Source organism: Fictibacillus solisalsi (genome assembly GCF_900103485.1).
Classification (GTDB): domain Bacteria; phylum Bacillota; class Bacilli; order Bacillales; family Fictibacillaceae; genus Fictibacillus_C; species Fictibacillus_C solisalsi.
Genome location: NZ_FNHW01000001.1, coordinates 459,235 through 472,813, shown reverse-complemented (window position 1 = coordinate 472,813; position 13,579 = coordinate 459,235). Strand labels below are relative to the sequence as shown.

The 13,579-nt window shown below is 45.0% G+C and carries 10 protein-coding genes; 4 read left to right on the top strand and 6 right to left on the bottom strand.

What is annotated here, in order from left to right; all coding sequences use genetic code 11:
* Positions 1–10: 10 nt before the first annotated feature.
* The 3 genes from BLT53_RS02430 to BLT53_RS02420 all read right to left on the bottom strand — a co-directional run bounded on the left by BLT53_RS02430 (position 11) and on the right by BLT53_RS02420 (position 2,423).
* The gene (locus tag BLT53_RS02430) at positions 11–868 is read right to left on the bottom strand and encodes an aminoglycoside 6-adenylyltransferase (RefSeq protein WP_090232505.1); all 858 of its coding nucleotides are present in this window, start codon (positions 866–868) and stop codon (positions 11–13) included.
* 16 nt (positions 869–884) lie between these two features.
* Entirely contained in the window at positions 885–1,100 is a 216-nt protein-coding gene (locus BLT53_RS02425; RefSeq protein WP_090232504.1) for a hypothetical protein, read from the bottom strand.
* A gap of 72 nt (positions 1,101–1,172) precedes the next feature.
* Positions 1,173–2,423 (bottom strand): MFS transporter, encoded by a 1,251-nt coding sequence (locus BLT53_RS02420; RefSeq protein ID WP_090232502.1) that lies wholly within the window; start codon positions 2,421–2,423, stop codon positions 1,173–1,175.
* Between the two features lie 317 nt (positions 2,424–2,740).
* On the opposite strand from BLT53_RS02420, the gene BLT53_RS02415 reads away from it, so the two are divergent.
* On the top strand, positions 2,741–3,388 hold the full coding sequence (locus BLT53_RS02415) for a glycosyltransferase (protein WP_090232501.1): 648 nt from the start codon (positions 2,741–2,743) through the stop codon (positions 3,386–3,388).
* A 41-nt stretch (positions 3,389–3,429) separates the two neighbouring features.
* Here BLT53_RS02415 and BLT53_RS02410 read toward each other — a convergent pair whose 3' ends face one another.
* The 3 genes from BLT53_RS02410 to BLT53_RS02400 form a co-directional block, all read right to left on the bottom strand.
* On the bottom strand, positions 3,430–4,392 hold the full coding sequence (locus BLT53_RS02410; protein WP_090232500.1) for a LacI family DNA-binding transcriptional regulator: 963 nt from the start codon (positions 4,390–4,392) through the stop codon (positions 3,430–3,432).
* 96 nt (positions 4,393–4,488) lie between these two features.
* The gene (locus tag BLT53_RS02405; RefSeq protein ID WP_090232498.1) at positions 4,489–7,836 is read right to left on the bottom strand and encodes a GH36-type glycosyl hydrolase domain-containing protein; all 3,348 of its coding nucleotides are present in this window, start codon (positions 7,834–7,836) and stop codon (positions 4,489–4,491) included.
* A 24-nt stretch (positions 7,837–7,860) separates the two neighbouring features.
* Positions 7,861–10,026, bottom strand: a complete 2,166-nt coding sequence (locus tag BLT53_RS02400) for a glycoside hydrolase family 3 N-terminal domain-containing protein (protein ID WP_090232496.1) — start codon at positions 10,024–10,026, stop codon at positions 7,861–7,863.
* A 398-nt stretch (positions 10,027–10,424) separates the two neighbouring features.
* Here BLT53_RS02400 and BLT53_RS02395 point away from each other — a divergent pair, with 398 nt between their 5' ends.
* The 3 genes from BLT53_RS02395 (at position 10,425) to BLT53_RS02385 (ending at position 13,535) form a co-directional block, all read left to right on the top strand.
* Complete coding sequence (locus BLT53_RS02395) at positions 10,425–11,684, top strand: sugar ABC transporter substrate-binding protein (protein WP_170834201.1); 1,260 nt, start codon at positions 10,425–10,427, stop codon at positions 11,682–11,684.
* 83 nt (positions 11,685–11,767) lie between these two features.
* Positions 11,768–12,652, top strand: coding sequence for a carbohydrate ABC transporter permease (locus BLT53_RS02390; RefSeq protein WP_090232495.1), 885 nt, complete (start codon positions 11,768–11,770; stop codon positions 12,650–12,652).
* A 79-nt stretch (positions 12,653–12,731) separates the two neighbouring features.
* Positions 12,732–13,535 carry a carbohydrate ABC transporter permease gene (locus BLT53_RS02385; protein ID WP_244520458.1) on the top strand — a complete coding sequence of 268 codons (804 nt, stop codon included), beginning with the start codon at positions 12,732–12,734 and terminating at the stop codon, positions 13,533–13,535.
* Positions 13,536–13,579: the final 44 nt, after the last annotated feature.

Genomic DNA, 13,579 nt, shown 5'->3' with positions numbered 1-13,579 from the left:
AATGTTTAAATTATTTGTTTGGATAAATGGATTTAGCATCTGAAGGGAGTCTCCGTACATGCTCTAAATGAGCGGTCACCCTGGCATCCTCTTCCTCGTTATAGGTAAAGCCAAGATCGTCTGCCAGCCCGCGGGCAAGCTTTCGAAACAAGCTCCCCATATTAAAGAGAGCATCCCACATGTGTTCATAGTCGCCATCCGGATAGGTCTTCACAAATTGATTCCATATCTTTTTTTCGAGATAGTTTTTAAAGTACTTGCCTGACTTTCCTGAATCCACCAAGAAATTGTGCTTTTGGCCAATGTGCCAGCGAAGCATAAGAATCAGCATAGCACGCACCGGACCTTCAAACATCGCTTTAGCGTACGGCAGCTCGTTTCGCCACAGCCCTTTCGCGATATAAGTGTTTACCCACCAGAATTCGTTGCAGCAATCGCTAAATTCCTTTTCCAGTGGAGGAAGGGTAACATAATCTTTGTTGCTTGGAGGCGGCAATTCATCAAGCAGACCGTCCTTATCGAGCAAAACCTTGCTTAAACTTTCATGCTGCATGCTAGACAGGTTGCCCACCGAAAAAAAAGTGATGTCCAGCCGCTGGCCATTCGCAAACTGGAGCAGAAAAGTGAACTTTTCTGTTTTTTCCTCTGAGCCGCTTATTTCATCGGGTATTTGCATGATCATAATTTCGCCAAATTGATTGATCCATTGCCGGTTTTCTCGATATAATGCTACGTCCGTCGTTAAACAGACCACGTCATAATCCTGGAAAATATCCGGTTCCACCTTTTCATCCACCCGGGAGCCGTTCAGGATCATCGCCCTGATCTCTTCATCTTTTTTTGCAAAGGATTGTAGTTTCTCCAGCATTATTCAAGCTCCTTATTTACTTTTCTTTTTTAATTTCTTTTATATCAATTACCTTAGACCGCTTTTCTGATTTACGAAATATCGTGATGCTCGCTGCCAGACTGAAAAGGACGAGAACTCCCCATAACCCTTTTTTAATCCAAGGTGTATCAATCCATACCGTAAGCAATCCAATGATAATAGTGGAAACGAACAGCCAAATCCATACTTTATATAACTGATCGTGCTTCATCGCGAACCCCCCTTATCTCACCGTCTGCATTGGTAAAAAACGCCCGGACAAAGGTCCAGGCGTTCCATTTTTCTATAGTTCTCCCTTGATTTCCTGCTGGATGATGCGTTTTTTCATAATCGGAAGCAAAGTTACCACTCCCACAAACAGAAGAAGCGCACTCAGCTGGTAGATCAGGACAATGGACAAATGCGTTTTCATCCAGCCGGCGGCTGACATGGTAATGACCATCGCCCCCATAAACAGCGGGTTTAGTATTCCGTTCACACGCCCGATAAAAGCTTCTTCCGTATTCTGCAGAATCATGGTGTTGATTCCAATGTGGATGCACGGCATGAACAACCCGGAAAAGAACTGGGCGAACAGCGTAAGCCAAAAGAACGTGGACAACCCCATCCCGATAAAACCAATCGCGCTTGCAGCCAATCCGATTGCCAGCAATACCTGTGGCAGCATTTTTTTGGAAAGCGCCATGGTGATTCCCCCACCGAGAATCATACCGATGCCAAAAGCGGCCATCAGCCATTGAAGCTCTTCCTTTGGAAGACCAAGACGTTCAGTGATGATAAAGACACCGAGCGGCTGTGTAAGGCCGATCGCTAAGCCGGCTGCCGCGAAACATCCGCCAAGCAGTGTCAACGGCCGGCTTTTCAGCACATATCGAAACCCGTCTTTCATCTCCTGCACCAATGTTGTTTTTACGGTGCTTTGTTTTTCCGTGCGGTCGGCGGGAAGCATCAGAAGAATGGCAGCAGATAACAAGAATGCCACGCCCATCACCCCTATGGCTGTCATGATGCCAAAATGCTGGTAGACGAACGTTCCCACAATGGGACCAAGAATCATAAACAACGCAAAAATGGTCTGATACATCGACATACCCATTTGGACCATCTCAGTAGGCACGTGAATCTTAAACAGCTTCATGCCGGATGGCTGGGAAAACTGCGAGAGGATGGAAGAAACAAGTGTCGCAAAGAAAATGACCTTCCAGCTGCCGAACAACAGCGTCAATAAAACCACGAAAACAGAGATGGCACTTAACAGGTCACACCATACCATTGTCCGTTTCGGCTTCCATCGGTCAGCAAATGTTCCCCCGATAAAAGAAAAGAGAAAGATCGGGGCAAACTCGGCCACGGATATCAAAGAAACGGCTACTGGGTTTTCATTGGTCTTTTCAATGACATATAGCAATATGGAATAGTTCCTTACCCAAATTCCAATCTGAAGAAAGAACACCGACAGAAGAATGGTGCGCACAACCCTATTTTGAAACAGGGCACCCATGCCCGCTTTTTCTTGGACTGAATTTTCGTTCATAAAAAAACCTCCTGATCCGTTTTTCTGGACAGGAGGCTCTTTTGCCGCAAAAAGGCAGAGAACACACGGGTTCATCGTATGTTTCTTTTTGGGCAGACAATAAAAGGCCAAACTGAATCCTATCCAGAAAAAAAATTAACGTAATGACTGATACGAATTTTTTAAAGAATAAGATTAGTTGTTCATCGCCCTTTACACCCTTCCGAATTGAATTACTTCCATAATATCCAATTATAGTAAAAAACTCAATAATCATTCATAAAAATAGGAGAAATTCCCCAAAATAAATTTACAAACACATTAAAGGAGGAATAATCATGAAAAAACCCTTTATTCAACCGTTAGTTCCTTTGCTTGCTGCTCTGTTATTCTTCTCACCCATCCAAGCCCAGGCCAAAGCACCTGAGCGCATCCAGCAGGAATGTCTTAGTCCGAAACACGTCAAACTGCAGGGGGATATGCGGAAGCTATGGATTGACCATATCACCTGGACAAGAAGCTATATCGTCAGCGCCCTTGCCGGACTGAAAGATCAGGACCTGGTGCTGAAACGTCTCCTGCAAAACCAGAAAGATCTTGGAAATGCGATTAAGCCCTATTATGGTGAAAGGGCAGGCAACAAGCTGGCCAGCCTTCTGACAGATCATATTCTGATTGCTGGAAAGCTGGTGGATGCCGTCAAATCAGGGAATCAAGCCAATGCAAAAAAGTACAACACAGAATGGTATAAAAATGCGGATGACATTGCACGCTTCTTAAGTTCAGCCAATCCAAACTGGACAGAAAGCGGGTTGAAGGAGCTGTTATACACCCACCTTAAATTTGTAACCGATCAGGTGATCACCAGACACCAACAGAACTGGGAAGGCGATATTAAAGCGTACGACTTGGGCGAAGATCATATTATTAAAATGGCTGACACCATTACCGAAGGAATCGTCAAGCAGTTTCCCAACCAATTTTAAATATGAAAAGGAAGGTACTCACTTGTACCTTCCTTTTCCCATTAAAGCCGGCGGATGGATTCTCCTTCTGACAATGTGACCCCAACTTTTTTATGTGAAGATGACTCCTTTTTAATCAGTTTGATCAGCTGTTCAGCTCCTGCTGCTCCCCATTCACGTTTGGAATAATCAATCGTGGTAAGGCGCGGATGAGTATACTGCGCAACTTCAATGTTATCAAAGCCGATAATATGAACATGCTCTCCAACGTTGTATGCTGTGCCGGATAAGGCATTGTACATGCCGATGGCCATCTCATCATTCAGACAAAATGCCGCGGCCGGTCCGGAATACTCTTCCATCATTTTTCTACCCGCTTGTTCTCCAGAAGCTTTATTAAAGTCCCCCTGAATGACCGTACACTCCATGCCGTTCTTTTCAGCCGTCAGCAATGCCTGCTGAAGACGCTGGCTGGAATCAAAGGAACCCTTCGGACCTGTCACGATATAGAGCTTTCTATGGCCAAGTTCCGCCGCATGGTCAACCGCAAGCTTTGCTCCTGTCTTATTATCCAACAGTACCTGGGTGATGTTTTCATGCTGCAGCTCACGGTCAAGAACAACAAGTTTATGTCCACGGTCTGCGTAACTGAGCAATTCCTTGTTGGAAAAATGGGCGTCGAGAATAATAGCTCCATCGATCATACCTTCCGGCAGAAACCGGTGGGATTCCTTTCCGCTGCAAACGATCAGTTCATAGCCGTGGTGAGCAAGCTGATCAAGCATGCCTTGCTGGAGTTCGCCATAAAAGGCACCGCTGTAATTGGTTAAATATACCCCGGCAATCTTGGTTTCCCGTTTCTTCAGTGTCCGTGCCGCTGCATTGGGGATATAATTCAATTCTTTTGCAATGGCTAAAATTTTCGCTGTAGTTTCTTGTGTTACTTTCTGACTTCCATTTAACGCATACGAAACCGTGGAAATGGAAACGCCAGCTTGTTTCGCAATATCTTTAATACTGACCACCCGGGCACACTCCAATCTGTCGTGAAAACGTTATCTCTATTATACAATGTTCACACACCTATGGTCATTTTTGTCATTGAGGAGCACTGGTGCACCTTATATTCTTATCTCAATAATATTGATTTCTTTGGCTGAATCGCAAGCCGCATTGAATTCGTCAAGACTGATTTTAAAACCACCTGTTCGATAACGGTTGGAAAGGACTTCTGACTTTGCTTCCTTTCCGTTAATCCAAATACCGCTCTTTTGGCTTCCGCTTAAATCATAACGGAAGGAGACAGGAAGATGGTTGACATGATAGTCAAATACCAGGCCATCCAGCCTGTCAGGCAGCACCGGATCCATAATAACCGCGCAATCTTCCAGCCTGATGCCGAGACAATTGGAAATAAGCTGGTTCATAAAGATTCCCGGGCCGCTTGAATAGATTCGCCATCCGCCTTTTACGGGAACGGAACCATCTTTCAGCTCGTTAAACCGCTCCTGTGCTTCGTAACGTGTATTGAATTTGCCGTCCGAGCTGCTGAAATAGGCATTGCTTTGCCGTCTTTCTGCATTTGGGACGACTTGCTGAATCGTAATCGGGTTGATCATTGCCAAACCATCCCATGTATGCTCCGATTTGCCAAGCTTCGCCATGGCTTCCACAAATCGAATGTGAGCATGAACATACTGTAACCCAATTTCTCTCCCGAAGTTCGCGGCCTGCTCGGCCCGTTTAAACCGGGTGCTCACACCGCCTGCATAGTGGGCAGGACGATTCATCAGCCTCACTCCATCCGGGCAGAGCATGTTGGCTTCTATTAACTCATAATGATGGGCAGCCTGCTCCGGACTCAGCAATTCGCTGATCATGCTGCGTGTCATTGGGAGGAGACGATAGTGAATACCTGTTTTTTCATCCGTTGGATGCAGCATCCATTCCACTTTTCCCGGCTCCTCCATGTACAGGAAACCAGGGATAGTGCCAGCAGAAAGGATATGCGTATTAAAGTCTTGTTTAATACCTTTAGCCATGCTTTCCAAGAAGGCAGCCTCCTCCTCATTGACAGAACGAAGCTGGGAAGCGAATTGCGAAAGAACCTGATAGGTAAGAGAAACGGTCCAGCTGCTCACCATGTATTGTTTCAACTGTGCATTGGCAGGCTGCAGGGTATCATCCCAGTCTCCATCTCCGTACGACGACAGGAACGTCCCATGGAGAAAATGATCTTTGATATAGGCAATTTGCTTTTTCACATGGTCAAAAAGCGGAACTGCCGTCTCTGTAAAATTACCGTTCTCTGCTGTATACGGGACCAACTCTTCAAGCAGTCCAAAATCGTTGGTAGCCTTTAAATAATCACTGAGGGCTTTCAACGGCCAGACAATAATATCCCCATGGCTTTCATGTTGCTGAATATGAGAATAGCGGTCAAACATAAACCACTGCGGCCAGGTGCCTGTACTTTCATACTGATGTGAATAAACCGTTTGAATAATTTCCCGAACCGCTTCATGGTTTTGTGTCGCCAGGAAATATTCAGCCGGTCCCTGGCAGACATCCCGTGTTCCCCATGCCGCTCCACCATATTGTTCCAAACCGTGCGGTACAGAATAATGGATGAGCATATTGTGCGTGTACCACCAGGAAATAGAATTGACTTTTTGGATCTCTTCACTGTCATACCCTGTGAGGGTTAAGTTAAAGCCATTGTTAATGGATTGATAAAATTCGCGGAACGCTTGAATCTCTTCATCAATATCTCGAATTTCAAACACAGGCTCCCCGTCATGAAGCTGTCCCTGAACAGATAGCTTCCAGTTCGCTGTCTTCTGAAGCTCCAGTACGACCAGGGAGCTGCAACCCGGCTCCAAGTCAGCTCCAAACACTCGTTCATCTCTCACTGAAAAATCAGTCCCCGTGACATGCAGATCATACCTCAGCCCAGGATAAACGGTTGCGCTGTCAGCTTCGCTTCCCGCCTTAAACGTAAGAACATTTCCGTGTGTTTCCATGCTGTATTCCACTACATATTCATTATTATTCATGGAGATTTGGTTAGTAACAAGATATCGGTAAGCTTCTCCGTTCAATGACTGCACTTCCAAGTTAATTTCCGGGGAAGATACAGTTGTATAATTGGTTATCTTCAGCGTATCCTTATCTGTTTTGTAATACCAGCGCACATAGTTGAACCCAATTTCGAAGAGGGAGGGCATGGTAAGCAGCTGGAACTCTCCGTTTTGTTCGACATATATCCGCTGACCGGATGTTTTCATCACATTCAATGGATTTCTTGTATTTGTCATCATTTTATTGAAAGACGTGTTGCCCTTTACAATATGAGAATTAAATACACCATAGATATAGGAAGTGGAGGTGATCACTTCTTCAGTAATCCCCACGTTGTTTCCTGAAACAAGAATATGGCCGTGCGGGCGTTCTACCATCATCTCTTTTTCTTTAAACACAACATGTTCATGCGTTTTCGTAAAGAAGGAAAGCAGCTCGTCCCCCTCGTATTCTTCCATCTGCCGCTCTGGAAAGAGTTCGTCTATATCGGCAGCACTCAACGGCAAGGTTTGCAGTGGCCGGCCAAACGCTGATGACCGGTTTACATCTGCAGCCTCTTCAAAGGTCAATAAGGGAAGCGACTGAACGTTCCTCCACATGCCTTCGATTTCTTCCTTGAACTCCAGTTGTGTTACCGCGTTTTCGTGATTCTCTTTAAAAAGCCCGTAAAAAACAAAACGCTCTTTTCCTGAAAGCGATACTCGTTCCGATTGAAGCGCGGTATAGGCAAATTCATATTGATAGTTTTCATTTGCCAACTGTTCTGCTTTTAATGCCTCAGGCTCATTGGTCTCCTTATAGGACAAGCCGAAGAATTGAAAGCCATCTGTGGAATAGCCTGCTGTTTTTGTTAATGAACCCTGCTGCAGATAAGGGAAGCCAGTGGAACTCGGCTGGTTTTGGCGGGAGCAGACAACGAATCCTTTTTCCTCGTCATGATATACGCTGTGGTCCACATACTGCGAAGCATAAGCTTCGTTTGTCCGGACAGTTCCTTTATCGGCAAGACCAATATCCTGCGCATATATCACGTCAATCTCAACCGCTTCACCTTTTGTTTCAACTTCCCAAAACCAAATACCCTTCTCGGTCAGAGAAAAGGTAACGGTATAAGCAATGCCGTCCGCTGTTCCTTCCCAAATAACCTGGGAGTTTGAATACTTTACCCTGCTCTTTGACTGGCTGCCTAGCAGGGGAAATGCTGTTATCCCTTCCGTTTTATGAATCCGTAAATAAAGGTTGTTCAATCCTCCGTCAATGGGGTTCGACTGCCATTGGTTAATCATAATCCCCTGGTTAGCCGCTTCGAACAAGTCACCGCTGTTCCAAAAGGTAAAAGTAGTGTTTCCTGCCTGAATCTTAAAAGTAGACTTTGTTTTGGTGGTCATGGGTTCCCCTCAAATCTTCTAAAGTTAGTTGATTAGCTTAAAAGGTTGTTCTTTAAGTTCCGCACTGTTCGGGCCGACATAAACGATAAAATCCCCGGGATCGCTCGTAAACTGCAAATCAGAATGATGATAACGAAGCTGTTCTTCTCTCAGCGTAAAGGTAACTTCCTTCGTTTCACGAGGTTTAAATGTGAGCTTTGCGAAATCTTTCAGTTCTTTCAGTGGCCGAACCACTTCCCCGGACAGATCTCTTACGTAAAGCTGTACGGTCTCCTCACCTTCGCGCTCACTTGTATTGGTTACCCTGACCGTTACGTCAATGGTTTCTCCAACTTTTAGCGTACCGCTCGACAGAACAGGCTCATCATACGTAAAAGAAGAGTAACTGAGCCCGTAACCAAATGGATAGAGTGCTTCATTCGGTATGTCGAGATACTGTGAAACATAGCGTTCCTGGGCATCCGGTGCTCCCTGCGGCCTGCCGGTATTAAAACAGTTGTAATAAACTGGAACCTGTCCGGCGGAGTGTGGAAATGACATGGTCAGCCTTCCTGACGGATTTTCAATTCCGTACAGCAGGTCGGCTATGGCATGGCCTCCTTCTGTTCCCGGGAACCAGGCTTCGAGTATGGCATCGGTCTGCTGAGATACATCTGTCAGATCCAGCGGGCGTCCGTTAAACAGTACCGCAACTGTTGGCTTACCCAGTTTGCTGATCGCTGCAAGAAGCTTCCTTTGAATCTCCGGCAGTCTGATATCACTTCTGCTTCCAGCTTCTCCGCTCATCTCCGAACTCTCACCGAGGGCAAGGATAATAACCTCTGCTTCGGCTGCCACCGCAAGTGCTTCATTTAACTCATCTTCAGTCCCGGCAGCGACATCACACCCTTTGGCAACTGATATAGAGCCAGCCCCTTCTCTCTTGGCGATTCCGTCATAAAGCTGTACCGCTTTTTCTCTTGATCCTTTCCAAGCCCATGGACCAAGAATATCTCCGTTTTGCGCAAACGGACCAATCAAAGCGACTTTTTTGTCCGCTTGCAGCGGTAGAATATCGTCGTTCTTTAATAAGACGCATGACTTAGCAGCAAGCCGTCTTGCCACATGACGGTGCTCCTCACTCATAATCACTTCTTGTTCTCTTTTTTCATCGGTTCCTCGATGAGGATGATCAAACAGGCCAAGCTTATTTTTAAGTGTTAATATTCGAAGTACTGCTTCATCGATAAGATTTTCGGAAACGGTTCCGCTTTCCACCTGTTCCTTCAGATGATGCACGTAGCAGGTTGTCATCATTTCAATGTCGACTCCTGCCTTCATTGCTTTCTCGGCAGCTTCCTTCTCACCATTCGCCACGCCATGAGGAATCAATTCTTTGACGGCTCCCCAGTCGGAGATGAGAATCCCCTCAAATCCCCATTCCTCGCGTAAAATATCCCGCATCAGCTTTTTATTTCCTGATGCAGGAATTCCGTCCACTGTATTAAATGCCGTCATGACCATTTCACAGCCTTCATCCAGGGCCGCTTTATACGCAGGAAGGTACATTTCACGGAGCTGGCGTTCGGACATGTCCACCGTATTATAGTCACGCCCTCCTTCTGCTGCCCCATAAGCGGCGAAATGTTTCACACACGCTGCAACACGGTCCGTGTCTTCCGCAAGATTTCTTCCTTGAAACCCTCTTACGAATGCTCTTGCAAATTCACTGTTTAAAAAAGGGTCTTCCCCCGTTGATTCCATTACCCTTCCCCATCTTGGGTCCCGGACTAGATCAACCATTGGCGCAAAGGTGACATGGACACCGGAAACCGCTGCCTCCCTTGCTGCGATTTCTGCACTTTTTTCTGCTAGTTCCGTGTCCCAGGAACAACCAATTCCAAGTGGAACAGGGAAGATCGTCTTAAATCCGTGTACGATGTCTGCCATAATCAGGAGAGGTATGCCAAGGCGGTTGTTCTTCAGATAAGCTTCCTGTATGCTCCTAACCTCTTTGGCACCAGATGCACCAAGAACTGAACCGCTGTTTTTTACAATTTCTTCTGTAATCCCCATTTCTGCCATAGGGCCTGTAATTTCTCCCTGTTCTTCTGCTCCTTCAAAAAAAGGAGTAGCCAGCTGCATAAACTGTGCGATCTTTTCCTCTAATGTCATTTGTTCCAGAATGGAATGCAACGACAGATCTGCCATCCTTGTTCCTCCTTCTCCCATATATATAGTGAAAAACTTTGATAGAAACGTTTCGATGTTCATTCATAGTGGATTATAGCGGTGATAAAGAATAAGCGTCAATAACCCAATTGAAACGTTTCACCGTATGGGATCGCCCAATCCCTTGCCACATAAGGAATGGTCTACACTAAATAATTTGAATTTTTATTTTTTTCAATCGAAAAATGAAATTTGTGTTGTAAACGATTACATATTGGATTATAATATCCCTGTCGAAACGTTTCAATAATTCAGCTTAAAAAAAGCAACTATATTTTTTTACCATTAATAGAAACGTTTCACTTTATTGTTAACATTTTTAAAATAGCATTTAAGACCTTGGCGTAAAAAAACAACCATATAGGGGGAGCAAAAATATGAAAAACTGGTTACCAAAACTGAACAAAAAGCTGATGGTTGGTTCCTTGGCCGGCACCCTGCTGCTGACTGGAGCACTTACAGGCTGTTCGTCCGGTTCATCCAGCAGTGGAAAAACTGTCATTAATGTATGGGGAATGGGTGAAGAAGCCAAGTCCTTGCCAAAGATTGCCGAAGCATTTGAAAAGGAAAATCCCAAGATCGATGTAAAGGTACAGGCAATTCCCTGGGAAACCGCCCATGATAAGCTTTTGACGGCAGTTGCAGCGAAAAAAGGCCCGGATGTTGTGCAAATGGGAACCACGTGGATTCCAGAGTTTGGTTCAGCTAATGCACTGTTGGATTTAAAACCGTATGTGAAAAAGTATCCGGAGCTTGATCCGGTAAATTACTATGAAGGTTCTGTGGAAACAACGAAATACAAAGATCAAACCGTCGGTGTTCCCTGGTATATTGATACACGTGTTCTATTTTACCGTACTGACCTGTTAAAGAAAGCCGGTTTTAATGAGGCTCCAAAAACGTGGGAAGAACTTAGTACAGCTGCGAAAAAGCTTTCGGAACGTGGAGATAACAAGTACGGCATCAGCCTCGATACGAAGGAGCAAAGCTTAGGCTTCATGTTTGCCCGCCAAAACGGAGCAGAATTATTGGATAGCAAAGGTAAACCGCATTTTAATGATCCCAAATTTGTTGAAGCAGTGGACTATTTAAACAGCTTCTTTAAAAACGGTTCTGCACCAAAAGATTCTGGACTTGATATCGTTCAAGGCTTCCGGGGCGATGGAATACTGCCAATGTTCATCAGCGGACCGTGGATGGTTAAGCTGATTAACGACCAGGCGCCCGACCTTAAAGGAAAATGGGCCACTGCTGTTCTCCCTAAAAAGGAAAATAACCTGTCATCACTCGGAGGATCCAACCTTTCTGTTTTCAAGTATACGAAGCAAAAGGATGCATCACTGAAATTCTTGTCATTCATGAGCAAACCCGAAACCCAGCTTAAGTGGATGAATATGACCAATTCCCTGCCTGCTGCGAAAAAAGCCTGGGAAGACAAGTCATTGAAGGAAGATAACTTTTACACCACATTTGGAGAACAGATGAAGGAATCAAAGCCTATGCCTGTTATTAAGCAATGGGAGCCAATTGCTCAGGCCTACTTGAGCTCTTTTGAGAAAATCTATCGGGGCAAAACAACTGCCAAAAAGGAAATGGATGCCTTTAACAAAAAATCCGAAGAACTATTAAATAAATAAAGCCTCAAACCAGATAACTAGCAGAAACTTCTGCTAGTTATCCCTTTACTGCCACAGAAACAATGTAAAGAAAGGAGCTCATTATGAAAGCTCTGAATACTAAAACGCCTTATTTTTTCATTGCCCCAGCCCTGCTTCTTTTAGGTTTATTTTCCTTATTCCCCATTGTGGTGGCTCTTGTCATCAGTTTTACCGATATCAGCCTTGAGAGCCTTGGGGACTGGTCGAGCATTCGCTTTGTCGGCCTTGAAAATTACCTCGAGGTTTTTAAAGATCCTATTTTCATGAAATCCCTGTTTAACACCCTGTTTTACGTTATCATTGGTGTCCCTTTGGTCATCATTTGTTCGTTGGCAATTGCGCTTTTGATCAATTTCGGAAAGGCCCGTATATTCAGAGCCTTTCGAGTCATCTTCTATATGCCTTCCATAACAAACGTCGTGGCTGTGGCCGTGGTATGGAGCTATCTGTACAATCCACAGCTTGGACTGTTTAATTACGTGCTGAATTTTCTTCACCTGCCATCCGTTCCATGGCTGACCGATCCGACCATGTCCAAGGTTTCATTGATCGCACTCGCGGTTTGGAGAGGCGTCGGGGTGAACATGATTATCTTTTTGGCGGCTCTGCAAGGTATTCCGAAGACCTACTATGAAGCCGCACAGCTGGACGGGGCTACCAACTGGAAACAACTGACGAAAATTACGATTCCGCTCCTGCGCTATGCCATCTTTTTCGTCTCGATTACAACGATGATCGGCTGGCTTCAATTCTTCGAGGAGCCGCTTGTTATGACCAAGGGCGGTCCATTGGACAGCACTACATCCGTCGCTTTATTCATCTATCGAAACGGTTTTCAGCTCAGCAATTTCGGCTATGCTGCAGCAGGTTCATTCATCCTGTTTATCGCCATTATCGTCATAACCCTGCTTCAGTTCCGATTGCAGAAAAAAGAGGTGGACTATTAATATGGAAACCATGAAGCTAAATTCTGTAAAAGCAAAACCGCAAAGGAAATCATCAGTAAAAGCCCGCAGAACAAACAGGATGCAGCAATGGATTACCGGAATTATTCTGGCCCTCGGCGGATTTCTTATTTCGATCCCTTTTATCTGGATGATCCTTTCCGCATTTAAACCGGAAATGGAAGTCATGCAGATTCCTCCAACCTTCCTGCCAAAGGAATTTACACTGGAGAACTTTGTTAACCTGTTTGAAAACATGAATTTTACCATATATCTGCGCAACACCATTATCGTGGTGCTTTGTTCCTTCGTTGGCTTGTTTTTAAATGCCATGGCCGGCTATGCATTTGCCAAGTATAAATTTAAAGGCAGAGAAAAATTGTTTTATCTCGTACTGGCAACCATGATGATTCCAGGACAGGTGACCATGATTCCTGTCTATTTGATCTTAAACCAGCTTCACCTGACCAACACCATGGCAGGGATTGTACTTCCCGGTTTGGTTGGAGCATTTAGTATCTTCTTGTTCCGCCAATTCATGTCAACCATCCCAGATGAGCTTCTCGAAGCAGCGAGACTTGATGGAGCAAGTGAATTCAGACTGTTTTTACAAATCATTCTGCCGATCTCCAAACCAATTTTGGCGGTTCAGGGAATTCTTACTTTTATTGCCGGATGGAACAGCTTCTTATGGCCATTAATCATTGCCAACGACGAAAACCTGTACACCCTGTCTGTCGGGCTCTCCTTGCTCAAGGGACAGTATGGCGGAAATTTCGCCCTTCAGATGGCCGGTTCAACGTTTATGGTCGTTCCTATTGTTATCATTTTCATGCTGTTCCAAAAGCACATTATCGAGGGCTACACCATCTCGGGAATGAAATAACGTTAAAAAAAGCGCAAACCTCATGTGGTTTGCGCTTTATTCAA